The sequence below is a fragment of the Amycolatopsis sp. DSM 110486 genome, from assembly GCF_019468465.1.
Lineage (GTDB): Bacteria > Actinomycetota > Actinomycetes > Mycobacteriales > Pseudonocardiaceae > Amycolatopsis.
Map to the genome: position 1 here is coordinate 719,778 of NZ_CP080519.1, position 20,136 is coordinate 739,913.

Here is a 20,136-nt window from a genome sequence, read left to right on the forward strand (position 1 = left end):
GGGTCGATTCGGCCGCCCCAGCCGTCAGCGGCGGAGTTTCTGGGCAGCGCCGAGAGTCCGGAACATCGTCCGCGTCAGTGCCCGGCCGAGGCGGCTGCCGGAGACGAATTGGTCGGCACTGCGGGCCGAGGTGCGGACGGCTTTGTCGGCGTACTTGCGCATTTCGCGTTCGTACTCGGCGACGGCCACACCGGCCGCGCGGCCGGAGGTGAGCTTGCGGCACAGCAGCTGGGCGTCGCGGAGGGCGGTGTTGGCGCCGATGCCGCGGAAGGGCGTCATGCTGTGGGCGGCGTCGCCGAGGAGAGTGACGGGGCCGGAGGGCCAGGGGCGGACCGGGACGGACGTGAGGATGGGCAGGCGGCTCACGGTGCCCTCGGGCGAGTCCGAAACCAGCCGCACCAGGTCGGGGTGCCAGTCGCGGATCAGGTCGAGCACCAGAGATCGCAGGGCGGCACCGTCCAGTTCGGACAGGTCGGCCGGCAGGTTCCGTGCGCCGTAGGCCCACGTCACGTAGCTGCCGGTGTTGTCGAACAGCACCGGGTCGAGGTCGGCGGTTTCGTCGTTGACCGCGACCTCCGGGGACAGGTGCGGCGCGGTGAACATGCCGCAGCCGGGTGGGGCCGCGACGTACACCGGACCGGCGGTGAACCGGCCGGCGCAGCCCGAGAGCGGCGCCTTGCCGACGATCGTGACGATTCCCGTATCCACCCGATTCGCGTGAGGCAAGAATTGGACACGCACGCGGGAGTTCGCGCCGTCCGCGCCGATCACGAGGTCGGCCGAAGCCGTGGTGCCGTCGGCGAAGTGGAGGGTCACGTCCTTGGGCCCGGCCTCGTAGCGCACGAACTCCTTGTCGTACCACAGGATTCCCTCGAGGCCGGCCGAAAGCACCTGGTGTAGCGAGATCCGGCTGACGGAGTGGTGGGCCTTCGCCGGATCCGCCGCGTCCGGTTCGCGCATCACGGCCAGCTCGCGCAACTGCTCCGTGACGAAGGCGAACTCGTGCGCACTCTCCCCCGTCGCGGCCACGAAACGCTGCCACGCGTCGGGCGGCAGGCACTCGTGCAATGCGGCCGCACCGTGTGGATCGATGTGCACGCGGTAACCCTGCAGCCGCTCGGTCCGCGTGCGGCTGCGTTCGTACACCGCCACTTCGACACCGGCCCGGACCAGGCCGTGGGCCAGGCACAGGCCACCCGTCCCGCCGCCGACGACGGCAACTCGCAAGTTCATGGTCTTCCCCTCTCGGACCATTCCATAATCATCCGTACGGATGATTAAGTCAACCGTGAGGATGATTGAGTCATCGACTAGGATGATCCCGTGCCCGAGAACAGTCCCCGCCGTGCGCCACGCGAACGTCAGCGCGACCCCGAGCGCACGAAGGCGCGCATCCTCGAGGCGGCCAAGGCGGAGTTCGCCAGCTTGGGCTACGCGGCGGCGCGCGTCGGCGAGATCGCCACACGTGCGGGCGTGAACAAGCAGCTGATCTCGTACTACTTCGGCGGCAAGGAAGGCCTGTACACCGAGCTGAACCGCCCGGTCTTCGACAGCTTCACCACGATCGCCGCACCGGATCGCGAGCTGGCGGACGTCGCCGCCGAGTTCGTGCGCTCGGGCCTCGCCGACGCCGACCTCGGCCGCCTGTTCCTCTGGGAGAACCTCACCGACGGCGAGCCGGACGCCATCGGTGTCGAAGCCCAGCGCGAGTTCCTCCAGCGCCAGCTCGACTACGTCCGCGCACGTCAGGAAGCCGGCGACTTCCCGGCCGACATCGACCCGGCGGCGCTGATGCTCGTGCTGATGGCGGCGGCCAGCGCGTCGCTCGCGTTCCCACGCGTCGCCCGCGCGCTCACCGGCCAGGACCCGGGCTCGGCCGAGTTCGCCGACGCCTACGCGGAGCAGCTGGCCCGCATCGTGCGGGCGCTCAAGCCCTGACGATCAGCGCCACCAGCTCGTCGGCGAGCTCCGGGCCGACCGGCGTGCGGGTGGCGAGCAGGCGGTACCAGAGGGTGCCGAACACGACGTCGATCAGGGTTTCGCGGGAGACGCCGGCGGGGAGCTCGCCGCGCTCGGCCGCGCGGTCGACGATCCGGCCCAGCACCTCGCGCCGGCGCAGCAGGAAGTCTTCACGGAAGCGGTCGCCGAACGCGGGGTCCACCTGCGCCTGCGCCATCAGCGCGCGCAGCGTGTCGCCGACGGTCTGCTTGCCGCCGAGCGCGAACGTGTCGCGCAGGAACTCGCGCAGGTCGGCCGCGAGGTCGCCGTGGTCGGGCACCGGCACGATCAGGTCGGCCTTGCTCGCGAGCGCCTCCATGAGCACGTCCGCTTTGGACGGCCACCACCGGTAGACGGTCTGCTTCCCCGAGCCGGAGCGCGCCGCGATGCCTTCGATGGTCAGGCCGGCGTACCCGACTTCCGCGATGAGTTCCAAGGTCGCCACGAGGATCGCGTCGCGGCTGGCGGCGCTGCGCTTGCGGCCGGGGCGGCTGCCGAGGGGCTGGTCGGTCACGAGAACCGATGGTAGCGTAATTCGAGACGAGACGTCACGGTTCGAAATTGGAGACCACATGAGCAACAGCACGGCCCTCGTCGCTGGGGGCACTTCGGGCATCGGGCTGGCGACCGCGCGCAAGCTGCGCGAACGCGGGTTCGACGTCCACCTCACCGGCCGCGGCAAAGAACGGCTCGACGACCTGGCGGCCAGCGACCCCGGCCTCACCGGACACCAGGCCGACGGCGGCGACGCGGCCGCCATGGCCGCGCTCGCCGAGACGATCGGGCGGATCGACGCCCTCGTGGTGAGCCTCAGCGGCAGCGAGGGAATGGGGCCGATCGCGGACCTGGACCTGGCAATGCTGCGGCGCGCCTTCGATGCGAAGTTCTGGGCGCACCTCACCACCATCCAGGCGGTGCTGCCGAGACTCGCGCCGACGGGGTCGATCACCCTGGTCACCGCCATCACCGCGCGCACCGGCATGCCGGGCACGACCGGACTCGCGGCGATCAACGGCGCCCTGGAGGCCGCGGTCAAACCGCTGGCGGCGGAACTCGCACCGATCCGGGTCAACGCCGTGTCACCCGGGGTGGTGGACACGGCTTGGTGGAGCGGCTTCCCGCCCGAGCAGCGCGCGGCCTACTTCGCACAGGTCGCCTCGGTCCTGCCGACGCGACAGGTCGCGTCCGCCGACGACGTCGCCGAGGCCGTGGTGTTCGCGGCCACCAACCCGACCACGACCGGCACCGTCCTGGAGAGCGACGGTGGCGCGCGGCTGATCACACTCTGATGCACGGCGGGACTTGAGCCGTGATCACGGCTCAAGTCCCGCCGTGGCCAGGGTTTCACCGCAGTCGGAGGGTCGCCGCACCCCACTTCGTCGTCGGGCTCGGAGAGCGGGACACCCAGCTGCCCGGCGCGGGCCGGGCTCCCACGCCGACCGCAATCGCAGCCAGCCCGGCATCCAGCGCCAACGCTCAGCCGGCCCACCGCTGCCCGGGCCACGCCGGAAACCTCCCCGGCCGTCGGCCGACCGAAGCAAGCCGTCAGTCCGCCTCCCCACGCCACGGCGCGCTGAGGCGGCCCACCGCGGCCACAACGGCGGCCCGCAGCCGCGCCTGGTCGGATTCGGCGGTCGGCCGCAGCGCGCCGGGGTAGAGGATCGCCGTGTGGTGGAGGGCCCAGATCAGGGCGTAGAGGTCCGCGGTGTCGATGGCCTCGTCGGTCGGGCGCGCGGCGCGCATCTCGGCGAGCTTGGCGCCGAACGACTCCAGCTCGCGCGCGGTCGGTTCCGGGCGTTCGAGCTGCCGCCAGAGCGTGAGCCGGGCGCGGTCGGGGTCCGAGGCGTAGTAGTCGAAGACGGCGCCGGCGAAGCGCGCCAGGTCGTCCCAGGTCTCCGGGACGGTCTCCATGCCCGTCAGCAGGCGTTCGACCACGACCGTGTCGAACAGTTCCTCTTTGCTCCCGAAGTAGTCGTAGATGGCGCGCTTGTTGGCCTCGGCGTTCGCGGCGATCCGGTCGACCCGCGCGCCGGCCAGGCCGTACGCGGCGAACTCCCGGTACGCGGCCTCCAGGACCCGGCGCTTGGTCTCCGTCGCGTCACGTGGCATCCCGCGAGCATAGAGCGTTCCGAACTATCTGGTTCTTTCGGTGCTATAGTCGATACCGAACCATCCAGTTCGTTCGTTTTGGAGACCAACCATGACCACGCGTGAGACGGCCGTTCGCGGAGTCGACAACCGCAAGCCCGTTCCGCTGGCGCAGGCCGGTCGCGGCCGCGTCGCAATCCTGACCGCAGACAAGGTCGAGGACGTCGAGTTCTTCTACCCGTACCACCGCTTCGTCGAGGAGGGCTACGACGTCGACGTGATCACGCCGGCCGGCGGCCTGCTCAGTGGCTACCGCGGCACCACCCTGCAGGACACCCTCCCCCTCGCCGACGCCGACCCGCAGGCGTACGACGCGCTGTACATGCCTGGCGGCCTCGCGCCCGAGGAGCTCGTGGCGAACGACGCCGCGGTGGAGTTCGTGCGCACGTTCGCGGAGCGCGACAAGCCGATCGGTTCGGTGTGCCACGGCCCGCGGGTCCTCGCCAAGGCGGGCCTCGCGACCGGCCGCGCCATGACGGGCTTCTACCACGTCGAGAGCGACATCGCCGACGCCGGCGGAACCTACGTCGATGAGCCGGTCGTGGCGGACGGGCGGATCGTCACCTCCCGGCGCCCCGGCGACCTGCCGCAGGAGATGGCGGTGATCCTCGAGCGGCTGCACGCCGCCTGATCAGGTGAGCGGCGAGCGAGGCAACCATCAGTACATTGAGGACAGTCAGCGCAAAGGGGCGAAGAACATGCGGATGAGGAAACTCGGCGGCCAAGGCCTGGAAGTCTCGGCCGAGGGGTTCGGCGCGATGGGGATGAGCGCGTTCTACGGGGACCGTGACGACGAAGAGTCGATCGCCACTCTCCGCCACGCGGCCGACCTCGGGATCACGCTGATCGACACCGCGGAGGCCTACGGCCCGTTCGAGAACGAGAAGCTGATCCACCGCGCGCTCGGGCACCGGCGCGACGAGCTCGTGCTCGCGACCAAGTTCGCCACCGAAATCGACGACGACGGCACCTTCCACGGCCCGAACGGAAGCCCGGAGTACGCCCGCAAGGCCGTCGAACGGTCCCTTCGCCACCTCGGGACCGACCGGATCGACCTGCTGTACCTGCACCGGGTCGACCCGGCGACGCCGATCGAGGACACCGTCGGCGGCATGGCCGCCCTCGTGCAGGAGGGCAAGGTGCGCTACCTCGGGTTGTCCGAGGCGGCGCCGGCCACGATCCGCCGCGCCCACGCGGTGCACCCGATCACCGCGCTGCAGTCGGAGTTCTCCCTGATCAGCCAGGAGGCCCTGAGCAACGGCGTGAAGGCCGTCGTCGACGAGCTGGGCATCGGGTTCGTCGCCTTCTCCCCGCTCGGCCGCGGCTTCCTGTCCGGCACGATCCGCAGCGTCGACGACCTCGCCCCCGGCGACGCGCGGCGCGGGCTCCCTCGGTTCTCGCCGGAGAACATCGCGGCCAACCTCGTGCTGGTGGACCGGGTTCGTGCGCTCGCCGAGGAGAAGGGCGTGACCCCGGGCCAGATCGCGCTGGCCTGGGTGATGGGCCACGACGTCGTGCCCATCCCGGGCACGAAACGGCGGAAGTACCTGGAGGAGAACGCCGCCGCCACGGACGTCTCGCTCAGCGAAGCCGACCTCGCCCGGCTCGAAGCCGCCGTGCCACACACCGCCGTGGCGGGAGATCGCGACACGCCCGCGGGGCTGGCCAAGACGAACGGCTGACCACTGTCCACTTCGGACCCGGCTGTGCCGCCCGGGTCGAGGTGGAGGTCTACCGGCGCAGCGGCACGAGATCGTCCGCGTGGACGACCTCACGGCGGTGCTCCACGGGGACCTCGTGGCTCGACCGGCCGATCAGATCCGGCAGCTCGCCCGCGTCGAACGCCACCACGCCGCGCGCGACCGGGACGTCCTTGGCATCAACGAGGTCCACGACGTCGCCCGCCTCGAACTTGCCGAGCACGCCGGTGATGCCGGCCGCCAGCAGCGAGCGGCGGCGCAGGATCGCGACCACCGCGCCGTCGTCAAGACGGAGGCGGCCGGACGAGTCGGCGGCGTAGCCGAGCCAGAAGCGGCGCGCGGACAGGCGGGTGTCGGCGGGCGCGAAGACCGTGCCGACGTCGGCCGCGCCGAGGGCGCCCGCGGCGTCGACGGCGGCGGCGAGCAGCACGGGGATGCCGGCGCCCGCGGCGGTGCGGGCGGCGGCGAGCTTCGAGACCATGCCGCCCGTGCCGAGGCCCGAGGAGGACATGCCGACGGAGATGCCCTCCACATCGGACTCGCTCAGCACCTCGGCGATCTTGCGCGTGGCGCCGTCGCGAGGATCGCCGTCGTAGAGACCGTCCACATCGGACAGCAAGATCAGTGCGTCGGCGCCGATGAGGTGGGCGACGAGGGCGGCGAGGCGGTCGTTGTCGCCGAAGCGGATTTCCTGCGTGGCCACGGTGTCGTTCTCGTTGACCACGGGCACGGCGCCGAGGGCGAGCAGCCGCGAGAACGTGCGCTGCGCGTTGCGGTAGTGCGCGCGGCGCACCACGTCGTCGGACGTCAGCAGGACCTGGCCGACGGTGAGCGAGTACCTGCCGAACGATTCCGCGTACGCGTGGGCCAGCGCGAGCTGACCGACGCTCGCCGCCGCCTGCTTCGTGGCCAGGTCACGCGGGCGCTTGCCCAGCGACAGCGGCGCGAGGCCGGCGCCGATGGCACCCGAGGACACGAGCACGATCTGGCAGTCGCGGGCCACGCGCGCCGCGATGGCGTCGACCAGCGCGTCGAGCCGCTTGACGTCCAGGCCGCTGCCGGCGGTCGTCAGCCCGGACGAACCGACCTTGACGACGAGCCTGCGGGCTTCGGCGATCTCGACGCGCGTGCCGCTCACCGGTCCAGTTCCTCCAGATCGTCGTCGAAGTCATCCGCATGGTCGGCGGAGGCCGAGTCGGAGTCCTCGTCGGAGAACGACTCGTCCTCCCCGGTCCCGTCACGACGGATCCGGCGGGCTTCCTTGCGCTCCGCCGCGCCGATGCGGTCGCTCTTCTCCAGCCGCACGTCAGTGCCGCGTCCGGACAGGTGCACCGCGACGCTGGGCGACGACGGCTCCCACTCGAACTGCACGTCGCCGATCGTGACCGGGCTGCCCGGCTTCGCACCCTTCTTCGCGAGCGCGTCCTCGACGCCGAGACGGTTGAGCCGGTCGGCGAGGTAGCCGACGGCCTCGTCGTTGGCGAAGTTCGTCTGCCGGATCCAGCGCTCGGGCCGGGCACCGCGGACGATGAACGCGCCCTCTTCCTCCGGGTCGGCCGAGACGGTGAAGCCGCTGTCGTCGATGGCCAGCGGGTGCAGCACGATGCGCTGCTGCTCCAGCACCGGCTGCGCCTCGCGGTACTCCTCCACGACCTTCGCCAGCGCGAAGGTGAGCTCCCGCAGGCCCTTGCGCGAGGCCGTCGAGATCTCGAACACCTGCAGGCCGCGGGCCTCGAACTCGGGCCGCACGAACTCCGCCAGCTCCGCGGCTTCCGGCACGTCGATCTTGTTGAGCACCACCACGCGCGGGCGCTCGTCGAGCTTGCCGCCCAGGCCCGGGGTGTACTTGGCGAGCTCCTCTTCGAGAGCGTCCACATCGGACACCGGGTCCCGGCCCGGCTCCAGCGTCGCGCAGTCGACCACATGCACCAGCACGGCGCAGCGCTCGATGTGGCGCAGGAAGTCCAGACCCAGGCCCTTGCCCTCCGACGCGCCCGGGATCAGGCCCGGCACGTCGGCCATCGTGAACACGGTGGAGCCGGCGGTGATCACGCCGAGGTTCGGCACGAGCGTGGTGAACGGGTAGTCGGCGATCTTCGGCTTCGCGGCCGAGAGCACGGAGATCAGCGACGACTTGCCCGCGCTCGGGAAGCCGAGCAGGCCGACGTCGGCGACCGAACGCAGCTCCAGCACCAGGTTGCGCGACTCGCCGGGCTCGCCCAGCAGCGCGAACCCGGGGGCCTTGCGGGCCTTCGACGCCAGCGACGCGTTGCCGAGCCCGCCGCGGCCGCCCTGGGCCGCGATGAACGTGGTGCCGGGCGACACGAGGTCGGCCACGAGCTCGCCGTCCTCCGTGAAGACGACGGTGCCGGACGGCACGCGCATCTCCAGCGGGTCGCCGGCGGCGCCGTTGCGGTTGTTGCCCTGGCCCATCTTGCCGTTGCCGGCGCGGGCATGGGGGCGGAAGTGGAAGTCGAGCAGGGTGTGGACGTTGGGGTCGACGACGAGCGTGACGTCGCCGCCGTTGCCGCCGTTGCCGCCGTCCGGACCCCCCAGGGGCTTGAACTTTTCGCGGTGCACGGAGGCACAGCCGTTGCCCCCGTCACCGGCGGTCAGGTGGATCACCGCGCGGTCCACGAACCGGGACGCCATGGCACTGCCTCACTTCACTCGCGAAGAAAAAACTCTCGGACAACACAAACGAGGGGTGGCGCCGGATATTCCGGCTCCACCCCTCGTCGGAAAGTCGTGTTGCAGAAAACCCGAAGATCAGGCTTCTGCGGCGACCGAAGGCACGATGTTGACCGTCTTGCGGCCACGCTTGGTGCCGAACTCGACCGCACCGGCGGCGAGCGCGAACAGCGTGTCGTCGCCGCCACGGCCGACGTTCACGCCGGGGTGGAACTTGGTGCCACGCTGGCGGATCAGGATCTCGCCGGCGTTCACCTCCTGGCCGCCGTAGCGCTTCACGCCCAGTCGCTGGGCATTGGAGTCACGACCGTTGCGGGAGCTGGACGCACCCTTCTTGTGAGCCATCGCTCAAGCCTCTTTCTGAAAGTCTGCGAAGATCCGAAGAACTACTTGGAGATACCGGTGACCTCAACGCGGGTCAGCTTCTGCCGGTGACCCTGGCGCTTGTGGTAGCCGGTCTTGTTCTTGAACTTGTGGATCCGGATCTTCGGACCCTTGGTCTGCTCCACGACCTTGCCGGTAACCGAGACCTTCGCCAACGCGTCGGCGTCCGTGGTGACCTCGCCACCGTCCACGAACAGCACAGCGGGGAAGGTGTGCTCGGTGCCCGGCTCGCCCTCGAGCTTCTCGACCTCGACGACGTCGCCGACGGCCACCTTGTACTGCTTGCCGCCGGTCTTGACGATCGCGTACGCCGACACGGAAGTCTCCTGCATTAACTCGGCCCTGTAACTACTAGGCAATCGGGTGGGGGGCTGGCGCGGACGGCCCGCCCGAAGGCGGTCCAGGTGCTCGCGCAGCGGCCTGCTCTGGTGGTAGGCCGTACTACAGGTTACGTGAGGTTCCCCGGTGGATGGACACCGGGGTCCCCTACGTGGTCTTTCAGCTCTGCTCCGAGGCGTGCACCGGCGGACCCGCCGGGCGCGACGCCGCCCGGCGCGACCGGCGCCGGGTGGGTCGCGTGGCCGGAGCCGGCACGTCGACCTCGGATTCGGCCTCCGAAGTCGACGCGGCCGCCTCAGCGGTCTCGGCGGTCTCGGCAACCTCGGTCTTCTCAACCGTCTCAACCGGCTGAGCCGCTTCCTCGACGGCCGGCGCCGGGGTCTCGGCGGCCGGGGCCGCCGTCTCCTGCGCCGTCTCCACCGTCTTCACGGCCTCCGCCAGTGGCTTCGGCTCGTCCTCGACGTGCGGCTCCGGCTCGCCCTCGTGCTCGCCCTTGTGGGACGCCGCCTTCGACGCGTTCACCATCGCCTGCACGGCCGACACCACGGACTCGCGCTGCTCGGGCGTGGGCGCCGGGGCCGGCTCCACGACCTTGGTGGGCTCGGCCTGCTGCTCGTCGCCCTTGCCGCGGCCGCGCGAGCGACGGGAGCTCTTGGTGTCCCCACCGCCGCCGCCGTGGTTGTGGCCGTTGGTGCCGCCGCCGTTGCCGCCACCACCGGTGCGCTGCGGCTCGGTGGACACGATGACCCCGCGGCCCTTGCAGTGCTCACACGGCGTGGAGAACGCCTCGAGCAGGCCCGTGCCGATCTTCTTGCGGGTCATCTGCACCAGACCCAGCGACGTGACCTCGGCGACCTGGTGACGCGTGCGGTCGCGGCCGAGGCACTCGGTGAGGCGGCGCAGCACCAGCTCGCGGTTGGACTCGAGCACCATGTCGATGAAGTCGATCACGATGATGCCGCCGATGTCGCGCAGCCGCAGCTGGCGGACGATCTCCTCCGCCGACTCCAGGTTGTTGCGCGTCACCGTCTCTTCGAGGTTGCCGCCCGAGCCGGTGAACTTGCCGGTGTTGACGTCGATCACCGTCATCGCCTCGGTGCGGTCGATGACGAGGTAACCACCCGAGGGCAGCCAGACCTTGCGGTCGAGCGCCTTCGTGATCTGCTCGTCGATCCGGTGGTCGGCGAACACGTCGCCGGTGCCGGTGTAGCGCTTGAGGCGGTCGGCCAGGTCCGGGGCCACGTGCTCCACGTACGAGTGGATCGTGTCAAACGACTTGCCGCCCTGCACTTCGAGCTTGGCGAAGTCCTCGGTGAACAGGTCGCGCACGACCTTCACCAGCAGGTCGGGCTCTTCGTAGAGCATGGTCGGCGTGCCGCCCTTTTTGGCGGAACCGGCGTCGGCCTTCTCCTTGATGACGTCCCACTGCACCTTGAGGCGCCGGACGTCGCGGTCGAGCTCCTCCTCGACGATGCCTTCCGACGCGGTGCGGATGATCACGCCCGCGTCCTCCGGGACGATCCGCTTGAGGATGTCCTTGAGCCGGCGCCGCTCGTTCTCCGGCAGCTTGCGCGAGATGCCCGTGGCCCCGCCGGCCGGCACGTAGACCAGGAAGCGGCCGGGCAGCGAGATCTGCGTGGTCAGCCGGGCGCCCTTGTGCCCGACCGGGTCCTTCGTGACCTGCACGAGCACGCTGTCGCCGGTGGACAGGGCCTGCTCGATCTTGCGGGCCTTGCCCTCCAGGCCTGCGGCGTCCCAGTCGACCTCACCGGCGTAGAGCACGGCGTTGCGGCCGCGGCCGATGTCGATGAACGCGGCCTCCATGCTCGGCAGCACGTTCTGCACGCGGCCGAGGTAGACGTTGCCCACGATCGACCCGGTGCCGGCCGAGGTGACGAAGTGCTCCACGAGCACGCCGTCCTCGAGCACCGCGATCTGCGTGGAGTCGCCCTTCTCGGCGACGACCATCGTGCGCTCCACCGACTCGCGGCGGGCGAGGAACTCGGCCTCCGACAGGATCGGGGCGCGGCGGCGGCCGGCCTCGCGACCGTCGCGGCGGCGCTGACGCTTGGCCTCCAGGCGCGTGGAGCCGCGCACGCTGCGCACCTCGTCGCGCGCCGGGCGCTCGGGCTGCTCGGCCTTCGCCTGGCGCACGTGGGTGACGGTGTTGGGCGGGTCGTCGGTGGTCGCGTCGGACCCGTCGTCGTCCCCGCCCTTGCGACGGCGGCGACGGCGCCGGCGGCGGCTGCCGCCCTCGCCGTCGGAGTCGCCGTCGGCATCGGCTTCGCCGGACGAGTCCTCGGACTCGGTCTGCTCGCCCTGCTCGGAGTCGGCCTTGTCGGCCTGCTTCTCGGGCTTGTCGGCCTGTTTCTCGGCTTGCTTGTCGTCCTGCTTCGCCGAGCCGCGCTTGCGGTCCGGCTCGTCGGCGGGCTCGTCGTCTTCGGTGCCGCCCTCGTCGCCGCCCTTGCCCCGGCCGCGGCCACGGCGGCCGCGACGACGCCGGCGACGACCGGCTGCGCCGTCTTCGTCGTCGTCGGAGCGATCGTCGGTGTCCTCGCCCGTGGTGTCCTCGGCCTGCTCGTCCTCGGCCGGCGCTTCCTCGGCGACCGGCTTCGGGCCGACGCCGAACACCGGCGCGGGCCGGTTGCGCGCGGGCCGCTCACCGGCGGGCTCGGGCTCCGGCGGCAGGAAGACCGGCGACGGCGCGGCGAACACCGGCACGTGCACCGGGCGCTTGGCCTGCGCCCGCTCCGGCTCCTCGGCCTCGACCTCGGCGGGCGGGTGGCTCACGACGACGGCGGGCACGGCGGCCCGGCGGACGCGGCGGCGCGGCTCGCGCTGCTCGGGGGCGGCCTGCTCTTCGGCGGGCTGCTCGGTGGTCTCGGCGCTTTCGGTGCTTTCGGCCTGGACGGGTTCGGGCTGAGCCGGCTGCTCAGTGACCTCGGGGACCTCGGTGACCTCAGGGGTCGCGGTGCTCTCGGCCGCCGCGGTGACCTCGGGCGTGCTCTCGGCCGCTTCGGCCGGGGCGAGCGCCTCGGCCACCTTGACCGCGACCTCGCGCGTCACGCTCGACTGCGCGCTGCGGGGGCTCTCGCCCAGCTCGGCCAGCTTGGCGAGCAGGTCGCGGCTGCTGGAGCCCAGCAGCTTGGCGAGCGCGTGCACGCGAATGCGCGGCGGCAGCTCTCCCAGCTGACTGGTCACGGGTGCGGCGGTATTCCCGCCGGTCTGATCGGCGGGTGTGTCCGCGTTCGACATGTGTCTCCTCCGCCCCCGGGCGCGTCTGCCGGTTCTCACCGGTCATGACGCGGCCGCGCAGGGGCCCTTTCTGTTCCGTGCCCGCCGTGGTGGTGACCAGCGGCGGGAATCCTTGCGTGGCAAACCGTGCGGTCCACCGGGGTTCGGCGAACCGGGCACGGTCAGGTCTCCTCGGCGGCGCGCCGGCCTGGCTCCGACCCCTCGCGGGCCAGCCCCACCACGTCGAGCTGCCCGGCCTCCCGGGGGCGACGCGAGTGGTGCCGGTCCGGCACTCCTCCGGACCACTCACGACGCAGGCAGGATGCCCGTCGTCGAGGCGGTCGACGTGAGTATCCCACACCCGGGGGTGCACCCGGTGTAGTCGGTGCCCTGCGCGGCCCGTGGCGGTGCGAACTTGGCCGTTCCGCTTGTCCCGCCGCCCGAGCCTGGTTACCGTGCGGCTCGGGCACGCGTGCGCGCGGGTGCCCGGCGTTTCCTGCATCCGGTAGGAGGTCCGGTGTCCCTGCTGGCGCGGCCGCTGCGCGCGGCCGTGTGCCTCGTCGCGGTGCTCTGCGGGTGCCTCGCCGCCGGCCCGGCGAGCGCGGACGAGCCGAGCTGCCACCCGTCCGGGCGAACCTTGCGCTACGTCGTCGCCTTCGACCGGGGCACCTCCGAAGACTCCGCACGCGAGCAGGTGGAAGCCGCCTGCGGTCACCCGTCCGGGTACTACCCGCAGATCGCCGTCGGCATCGTCACTTCGGATGATCCGGACTTCGGGTCGAATATCGGGCTCGACCGGGCGTTCAGTGCGCAAGACACCCGGCTGGCGGCGCAGCGCGCGAGCGGCGACACGGTGCCGCCGCAGCCCGCGCGGGCTGAGCTGCACCTGAGCGACCCCGCGCAGGTGTCCACGGCCGACCTGTCGGGTGAGCAGTGGGACATGAAGATGATCGGCGCGACCTTCGCGCACCAGGTGAGCGAAGGCAGCCGCGACGTGGTGGTCGGCGTGCTCGACTCCGGCGTCGACCCGAGCCACCCCGATCTCGCCGCCGCGATCGACCCGGCCGACTCCGCGGGCTGCCTCACCGGCGTCCCCGATCCGCGGCCGGCGGCCTGGCAACCCACGACTTCGGTGCACGGCACGCACGTGGCCGGCATCATCGCCGCGGCCGACGACGGCAAGGGCGTGACGGGCGTCGCTCCCGGTGTGCGGATCGCCTCGGTGAAGGTGATCGACGACCGCGGCTACGCCGATCCCGAGGCCGCGGTGTGCGGGCTGATGTGGTCGGCGGCGCACCACCTGCCCGTGACCAACAGCAGCTGGTTCGTGAACCCGTGGTCCCTCTCGTGCGTGCGCGGCAACGACCGTGGCGTCGTCCACGAGGTGCTGGCGCGCGCGGTGGAGTACGCCACGTCGGCCGGGACGCTGAACGTCGCGGCGGCGACCAATGAGGCCGTGGACCTGACACCGTCGGCCCACTCGGGCGTGCCGACGGCCGGGGCCGCGAAATGCGAAGCGCTGCCGGCGGGCCTGCGTGACGTGGTGGCGGTGTCGGCCGTGGGGGCGGACCGAGTGAAGGCCGGTTACAGCTCGTACGGCCTCGGTGTGGTGGATGTCACCGCGCCCGGCGGCGAGGCCGGGCGCTGCGTGGTGTCGACCGTGCCCGGGGGCTACGCGCCGCTGTGCGGCACGTCGATGGCCGCCCCCCACGTCGCCGGCGTGCTGGCGCTGCTCAAGTCGGCGCACCCCGGCATGTCGGCCGCGGACCTGCGCCGCTCCCTGGAGACGGCGGCCACGCCCATGCCGTGCCCCGACGACTACGACCTCACCGGCGACGGCACCCAGGACGCCTACTGCGCCGGCTACGACAGCTACAACGGCTTCTACGGCCACGGCCTCGTCGACGCGCTCGCCGCCGTGACCCCGCCGGAGACGGGCCCGCCGAACCCCGCGAGATAGGCCGTCGGTGCCCCGGGTTGGATGTCCGGACGCGGTTCCGCTGACGTGCGCGAGGAGGTGCGGTGCTCGAAGCGCTCGGCCTGACCGCCGACGAGGAGCGGGTGTTCCGCATGCTCGTGGGCGGCTACCGCGCCGCGGCCGGCGAGGTGGCCACGCGGCTGGGGCTCGCCGTGGCCGAGGCCGAGCGGGTACTCGGCTCGCTCGTGGCCAAACGGCTCGTGAGCCGCACCGGCGAGCACTACGTGCCGGCGCCGCCCGACGTCTCGCTCGGACCGTTGCTGCGCCACGGCCAGTCGGAGCTCGACCACGCCCGCGCCGCCGTCACGGAGCTGGCCGAGCAGTACCGCGACAGCGCGCGGCGGCGCGATTCGTCACGGCTGGTCGAGGTCGTCACCGGCGCGGAGGCGATCCGGCAGCAGGCACTGAGCCTCCAGCGCGACGCGCGCGAGGAGGTGCTGTGGTTCTGCCGCGAGGCACCGATCGCCATGCCGGCAGCCGACAACGACGAGGAGTTCCGCGCCCTGGCCCGCGGCGTGCGCTTCCGGGTGCTGTATGAGACCGCGCTGCTCGAAGAACCGGGCGCGATCGCGGGCCTGGCCGAGGGCATCCGCCTGGGCGAACGGGCGCGCACGATCGCGAAGCTGCCCGTGCGCCTCGCCGTGGCCGACCGGGCGCTCGCGCTGTGCCCGCTCGCCGACGACGAGGCCACCGGCGAGCCGACCGCCGCGCTCGTGCTGGGCAGCAGCCTGGTGACCGCGCTGGTGGCGCTGTTCGAGAGCTACTGGGAACGCGCGTCTCCCCTTCGCATCGACGGCGTCCCCGCCGACGCGCAGTTGTCGCCCGACGAGCGCCGGATGCTGTCTCTCCTCGTCGGCGGCGTGAGCGACAAGTCGATAGCGAAGCACCTCGGGGTGAGCCACCGGACGGTTCAGCGGCGGTTGCAGGACCTGATGCAGCGGGCGGACGCGCAGAGCCGGATGCAGCTGGCGTGGCAGGTCGCGAAACTCGGGTGGCTGGACGGCTGACTGTCCACTGAGGACCAGGGCCGGGTGTCCACCGCGGACACCCGGCCCCGCGGATCAGTGCAAGGGCAGGCGGTAGACGCCCGCGCCCGTGCCGGCCAGCAGCCAGTGGCCGTCGGCGGAGGGCAGGAGGGTGCGGACGTCGCGGTCGGCCGGTTGGGTGGGCAGCTTGGTGAAGTGGCGACCGCCGTCGTGGCTGAGGAGGACGCCGGCGCCGGGTTCGTACTTGTCGGCGGAGGACACGTAGAGAGTGCCGTCGCGGGTGAAGGCGGCGTCGGAGTAGCCGGCCGTGCCGAGGCCGACCGCAGGGCGGAAGGTGGCGCCGCCGTCGGTGCTGACCTTGACGAAGCCGACCCCGGTGACCACGACGTGGCGGGCGTCGCGCGGGTCGACGGTCACGTGGGCGACCTCGCCGTCGAAGAGCTTCTGCGCGGTGGCGCCGCCGTCGGTGCTGCGGTAGAGGCCGGTGACGTCGCCGATCCACACGGCGCCGCGGGAGCGCGGGTCGACGGCGATCGACTGCACGCCGTCGAGGCCGGCGAGCGCGTGCTGCGTCAGCGTGCGGCCGCCGTCGTGGCTCGTGTAGACGGCGGGCGTGAGGTAGCTGCCCGCGTAGACCGTGTTCGGGTCGCGCGGGTCGACGGCGAGCGCGCGGGAGTTGCCCGGCACGGTCGCGAACTGCTGCCAGGTGGTGCCGCCGTCGCCGGAGTGTTCGACGGTGAAGCAGTCGACCTCGCAGTAGCCCTGGCGCACGCGCAGCACGGCCTTGGCCGACACCGTCGCGAGCGCGCCGATGGAGTTGCCCAAGGTGTCCGGGGCCTGGCCGGTCCAGCCCCAGTCCTGGTAGCCGCGCGGGAGGTGCGCCGCGAACGGCGCCGTCGAGCGGTAGGTGCCACTGCGCGTGGCCGCGACGAGTGCCGGGCCGACGCTCGCGAGCGCGTTGACCTCGGTGTCGGGCACGCCGATGCGCCGGAACGTCACCGAGTCCCGCGTGCTGAAGATCCCCGCGGCCGCTGCCACGACCTGCTCGTGCGGGCGGTCGGGGAAGCTGCCGATCTCGGAGTAGAGGTCGATCGCACCGGTCGCGGCCGGGTGGTCGGTCCACGTGCGGCCGCGGTCGCGGCTGACCCAGACATCGCGGGCGCCGGCGCTGCCGTCGGGCTGCGGCGAGGCGATGGACTGGACCTCGAGCTCCCCGGCGGAGGTCAGCCCGGTGAACGCCGTCGCGTCGTCGGCGCCCCACGGACCGGTCAGCGTGCGGAAGGTCCGGCCGCCGTCGGTGGAGAGCACGCCGCTGCCGAGCACACCCGAGCCGACGACAATGCCGTCCGCCGCGGCCAGGTTCGCGAGGTACGACGAGCCGGGCACCGAGAGCTTGCGCGGTGCGCGCGGGTGGCTCAGCGCGTCGTCGACGACGTGGATTTCGCTGCTGGTGGACAGGAACAGGTGGTCGCCGTCGAGGGCGAGGTCGGTGACGCCCGCCGGCGCGCCCGGGAGCTTCGCCCAGTGGCGGCCGTGGTCGGTGCTGGTGAGCACGCCGTCGTCGCCCGCCGCGAACACGTCCTCGCCCGAAGGCGAGACCACCACGGACGCGAGCAGGCCCGGACTCGTGGCGACGGAGCGGAACGTGCGCGCCGCGTCATCGCTGCGCAGCACCTCGCCGGTGCCCGTGGCCGGGTCGGTGGCCGCGACGTAGACGACGGACCCTTCGCGCGGGTCAGCCGCGATCGCGGTGCCGTTGGCGCCCAACGGACCTGGCGTGGTCCAGGTGTCGCCGTGGTCGTCGGTGCGGTAGACGGCGCGGCCGCTGTCGGGCAGCACGTACAGCCGCGCCGGGGCGTCGGGCGTGAACGCGAGGTGGCCGCCGGCGCTGTTCGGGCCGACGAGCTGCCACGGCTGCGTGTGGGCGGGCTCGGCCAAGGCGGGGACGGCCAGGGCGAGGGACAAGCCGGCGGTGAGCGCGGCCAGCTTCAGGGGTCTTCCGTGCATCCGGTCAGCCTGGGGCAGTCCGGGCGCGCCGTCACGATCTTCGCCGTGGCCGAAATACGACAGGTCGCACTTTGGACACCCCGATCAGGTCAGCAGGAGCTTCGCGATCCGCCGCGTCGACCCCCACACGCCGATCGCCGCGAGCACCAGCAGGTAGGCGAGGTTGCCCGCCATGCTCCACGAGAAGAAGCCCGTGGCGAGGCCGCGCATGAGCTCGATGCCGTGGTACAGCGGGAAACAGCGGACCACCCACTGCAGTGCCTCGGGGTAGACCGTGATCGGGAAGAACGTGGTGGAGAACAGGAACATCGGCATCAGCACGAGCTGGATGTAGTCGAACTGCGACGTCGACTTCAGGTAGCTCACGAGCGTGATGCTGATGGCCGAGAACGCGAACGACACCAGTAGCGCCACCGGCAGGAGCAGCAGCGCCCACCACGACGTGAGCAGTCCCATCGCGCCCGTGACGGCCATGAACGCCACCGAGTACAGCCCGCCGCGCAGCATGGCCCAGCCGATCTCCCCCAGCGCGACGTCGAGCGGGCCGATGGGCGTGGCGAGCATGGCGTCGTACGTCTTCGCGTAGCGCAGCTTGAAGAACAGGTTGTACGTGCTCTCGAACACGGCCCCGTTCATCGCCGACGACGCCAGCAGCGCAGGCGCCACGAACGCGACGTAGCTCATCGGCCGCCCGTCGGGCCCCGGCACGGTCTGGACCAGTTTGCCGAACCCGACCTGGAACGCGAGCAGGTAGAACAACGGCTCCAGCGCGCCGGACAGCAGGATCGTCCACGACCGCCCGTAGACGGTGACCGCCCGCTCGATCAACGCGCCGGCGCGCCCGCTGTACATGCCGGGCGGCAGCACGCGGATGAGCAGCCCGCGGCGCCGCGGGATCTCGGGTGCACGGAGGTCGGTCATCACGCCACCAGCCGGCGGTAGAACCAGCGGTGGGCCAGCGCCCAGCCCACCACGACGAGAGCCACCAGGTACGCCACGTGCCCGAGCACCGCGAGCCCGCCGACGCCGCCGAGCGTGCCGGCCCGTGCGAGCTGCGTGCCGTGCCACAGCGGCGACAGCCACGCGAGCCACCGCAGGTACAGCGGGATCTGGGTGATCGGGAAGAACGTGCCCGAGAACAACGTCATCGGCATCACCACGAAGCGGAACAGCAGCCCGAAGCGCTGGCCCTCGTCGAACGTCTTCGCGGCGAGCGCTGTCATCGGGGCTGCGCAGGCGAGGCCGGTGAGCGTGCCGACGAGGACCACCAGGACCGCGCCGAAGTTCTGCCACGCGCCGAAGAACACGGCGATCACCGCGTAGATCGCGCCCGCGAGGGTGATTTTCAGCGCGGCCCAGATGAAGTGCGCGCCGACGAGCTGGCCGGCGGACACGGGCGTCGCCGTGACCGCCAAGTAGTCCTTCTGCCACTTGAAGCCCGACAGCACCGGGTACGTCGAGTCGCCGACGCCGAGCTGGGCCGCGCCCGCCACGAGCAACGCCGGGGCGACGTACACGAGGTACGACACGCCGCCCGTCGCCGGGCCCGCCTGCACCTGGGAGCCGAAGCCGAGGCCCATGGCGGCCAGGAAGAGCACCGGTTGCAGGCCCGTGGAGTACAACGTGCTCACCCAGTGGCGCCGGTACCACATCCAGTGGCCCTCGACGCGCAGCCACGCGCCGCGCCAAGGACCGACGACGCGGCCGGTCGAAGACACCGTCATCAATCCACCAACGTCCGGCCGGTCAACCGCAGGAAGACGTCCTCCAGCGAACTGCGCCGTACCAGGCTGGACACCGGGCGCAGGCCGCGTTCGTGGGCGCGCTCGAGCGTGGCCTCGCCCGTCATCGTGTACAGCAGCACGCGGTCGGGCAGGACCTCGACGCGCTCGGCCAGATCCTCGACCGCCGAAGCCGCGGTCTGCTGTTCGCCCGGCGCGAAGCGCAGCTCCACGACCTCTCGGGTGGAGTAGCGCGCGATCAGCTCCGCCGGCGAGCCCTCGGCGGCGATCCGGCCGCCGTCCATGACGACGAGCCTGTCGCAGAGCTGTTCGGCTTCATCCATGTAATGCGTCGTGACGATGAGCGTGGTGCCGCGCGCCTTGAGCCGGAACAGGCGATCCCACAGCAGGTGCCGTGCCTGCGGGTCGAGGCCAGTGGTCGGTTCGTCGAGCAGCAGCAGCTCCGGGTCGTTCACGAGCGAGCGCGCGATCGTCAGCCGTCGCTTCATGCCGCCGGAGAGCGAGTCGACGGGTTGCTCCGCCCGGTCGCTCAGCTGCGCGAACTCCATCAGCTCCTCGGCCTTGGCCCGCACGTGCGCCCGTGAGAGGCCGAAATACCGGCCGTAGAGCTGCAGGTTCTGCCGCACGGTGAGCTCGACGTCGAGGTTGTCCTCCTGCGGCACCACGCCCAGGCGCGCGCGGATGCGCGGCCCGTCGACGTCCGGGTCCATGCCCAGCACGCGCAGGTCACCGTCGGTGCGCGGCGACACGCACGCGATCATCCGCATCGTCGACGACTTCCCGGCGCCGTTGGGCCCGAGGAAGCCGAACGCCTCCCCCGGCCGCACCTCGACGTCGATGCCGCGCACCGCTTCGAACTCACCGAACCGCTTCACCAGTGCCTTCGCCTGCACCAGTGCCGGTTCCGCCGTTGCCTCTGCCACGCATGC

18 protein-coding genes are annotated in these 20,136 nt (G+C 71.8%); 6 read left to right on the forward strand and 12 right to left on the reverse strand.

Going from position 1 to position 20,136, the window contains the following annotated elements; all coding sequences use genetic code 11:
- Positions 1-24: 24 nt before the first annotated feature.
- The gene (locus tag K1T34_RS03560; protein WP_220242871.1) at positions 25-1,233 is read right to left on the reverse strand and encodes an NAD(P)/FAD-dependent oxidoreductase; all 1,209 of its coding nucleotides are present in this window, start codon (positions 1,231-1,233) and stop codon (positions 25-27) included.
- A 90-nt stretch (positions 1,234-1,323) separates the two neighbouring features.
- On the opposite strand from K1T34_RS03560, the gene K1T34_RS03565 reads away from it, so the two are divergent.
- Positions 1,324-1,938, forward strand: a complete 615-nt coding sequence (locus tag K1T34_RS03565) for a TetR/AcrR family transcriptional regulator (protein WP_220242872.1) — start codon at positions 1,324-1,326, stop codon at positions 1,936-1,938.
- On the opposite strand, the gene K1T34_RS03570 is transcribed toward K1T34_RS03565, so the two are convergent.
- A complete protein-coding gene (locus K1T34_RS03570) occupies positions 1,928-2,512 on the reverse strand; it encodes a TetR/AcrR family transcriptional regulator (protein ID WP_220242873.1) in 585 nt (194 codons plus the stop codon). The two genes, K1T34_RS03565 and K1T34_RS03570, sit on opposite strands and share 11 nt — an antisense overlap.
- 58 nt (positions 2,513-2,570) lie before the next feature.
- Here K1T34_RS03570 and K1T34_RS03575 point away from each other — a divergent pair, with 58 nt between their 5' ends.
- Positions 2,571-3,287, forward strand: a complete 717-nt coding sequence (locus K1T34_RS03575) for an SDR family oxidoreductase (RefSeq protein WP_220242874.1) — start codon at positions 2,571-2,573, stop codon at positions 3,285-3,287.
- Positions 3,288-3,543: 256 nt separating this feature from the next.
- Here K1T34_RS03575 and K1T34_RS54430 read toward each other — a convergent pair whose 3' ends face one another.
- Positions 3,544-4,107, reverse strand: a complete 564-nt coding sequence (locus tag K1T34_RS54430; RefSeq protein WP_220242875.1) for a TetR/AcrR family transcriptional regulator — start codon at positions 4,105-4,107, stop codon at positions 3,544-3,546.
- Positions 4,108-4,198: 91 nt separating this feature from the next.
- On the opposite strand from K1T34_RS54430, the gene K1T34_RS03585 reads away from it, so the two are divergent.
- Together K1T34_RS03585 and K1T34_RS03590 are read left to right on the forward strand one after the other, a co-directional pair.
- Positions 4,199-4,777 carry a DJ-1/PfpI family protein gene (locus tag K1T34_RS03585; protein WP_220242876.1) on the forward strand — a complete coding sequence of 193 codons (579 nt, stop codon included), beginning with the start codon at positions 4,199-4,201 and terminating at the stop codon, positions 4,775-4,777.
- A gap of 67 nt (positions 4,778-4,844) precedes the next feature.
- Positions 4,845-5,828 (forward strand): aldo/keto reductase, encoded by a 984-nt coding sequence (locus K1T34_RS03590; protein ID WP_220242877.1) that lies wholly within the window; start codon positions 4,845-4,847, stop codon positions 5,826-5,828.
- A 49-nt stretch (positions 5,829-5,877) separates the two neighbouring features.
- On the opposite strand, the gene proB is transcribed toward K1T34_RS03590, so the two are convergent.
- The 5 genes from proB to K1T34_RS03615 form a co-directional block, all read right to left on the reverse strand.
- A complete protein-coding gene (gene proB / locus K1T34_RS03595; protein ID WP_220242878.1) occupies positions 5,878-6,984 on the reverse strand; it encodes a glutamate 5-kinase in 1,107 nt (368 codons plus the stop codon).
- Positions 6,981-8,498 carry a GTPase ObgE gene (gene obgE / locus K1T34_RS03600; RefSeq protein ID WP_220242879.1) on the reverse strand — a complete coding sequence of 506 codons (1,518 nt, stop codon included), beginning with the start codon at positions 8,496-8,498 and terminating at the stop codon, positions 6,981-6,983. The genes proB and obgE overlap by 4 nt, the downstream gene beginning before the upstream one ends.
- Before the next feature lie 117 nt (positions 8,499-8,615).
- A complete protein-coding gene (gene rpmA / locus K1T34_RS03605; RefSeq protein WP_220242880.1) occupies positions 8,616-8,882 on the reverse strand; it encodes a 50S ribosomal protein L27 in 267 nt (88 codons plus the stop codon).
- A 41-nt stretch (positions 8,883-8,923) separates the two neighbouring features.
- Positions 8,924-9,238 carry a 50S ribosomal protein L21 gene (rplU, locus tag K1T34_RS03610; RefSeq protein WP_009081084.1) on the reverse strand — a complete coding sequence of 105 codons (315 nt, stop codon included), beginning with the start codon at positions 9,236-9,238 and terminating at the stop codon, positions 8,924-8,926.
- 181 nt (positions 9,239-9,419) lie between these two features.
- Entirely contained in the window at positions 9,420-12,515 is a 3,096-nt protein-coding gene (locus tag K1T34_RS03615; protein ID WP_220242881.1) for a translation initiation factor IF-2 N-terminal domain-containing protein, read from the reverse strand.
- Between the two features lie 496 nt (positions 12,516-13,011).
- Here K1T34_RS03615 and K1T34_RS03620 point away from each other — a divergent pair, with 496 nt between their 5' ends.
- Positions 13,012-14,454, forward strand: coding sequence for a S8 family serine peptidase (locus tag K1T34_RS03620; protein ID WP_220242882.1), 1,443 nt, complete (start codon positions 13,012-13,014; stop codon positions 14,452-14,454).
- A gap of 62 nt (positions 14,455-14,516) precedes the next feature.
- Positions 14,517-15,479 (forward strand): LuxR C-terminal-related transcriptional regulator, encoded by a 963-nt coding sequence (locus K1T34_RS03625; protein ID WP_220242883.1) that lies wholly within the window; start codon positions 14,517-14,519, stop codon positions 15,477-15,479.
- Positions 15,480-15,533: 54 nt separating this feature from the next.
- Here the strand turns inward: K1T34_RS03625 and K1T34_RS03630 are convergent, their stop codons facing one another.
- The 4 genes from K1T34_RS03630 to K1T34_RS03645 all read right to left on the reverse strand — a co-directional run bounded on the left by K1T34_RS03630 (position 15,534) and on the right by K1T34_RS03645 (position 20,130).
- Positions 15,534-17,465 carry a hypothetical protein gene (locus K1T34_RS03630; protein WP_220242884.1) on the reverse strand — a complete coding sequence of 644 codons (1,932 nt, stop codon included), beginning with the start codon at positions 17,463-17,465 and terminating at the stop codon, positions 15,534-15,536.
- A gap of 84 nt (positions 17,466-17,549) precedes the next feature.
- Positions 17,550-18,386, reverse strand: coding sequence for an ABC transporter permease (locus K1T34_RS03635; RefSeq protein WP_220242885.1), 837 nt, complete (start codon positions 18,384-18,386; stop codon positions 17,550-17,552).
- Positions 18,386-19,189 (reverse strand): ABC transporter permease, encoded by an 804-nt coding sequence (locus K1T34_RS03640; protein ID WP_220242886.1) that lies wholly within the window; start codon positions 19,187-19,189, stop codon positions 18,386-18,388. Before K1T34_RS03640 ends, K1T34_RS03635 begins: the two co-directional genes overlap by 1 nt.
- Entirely contained in the window at positions 19,189-20,130 is a 942-nt protein-coding gene (locus K1T34_RS03645; RefSeq protein ID WP_220242887.1) for an ABC transporter ATP-binding protein, read from the reverse strand. The genes K1T34_RS03640 and K1T34_RS03645 overlap by 1 nt, the downstream gene beginning before the upstream one ends.
- Positions 20,131-20,136: the final 6 nt, after the last annotated feature.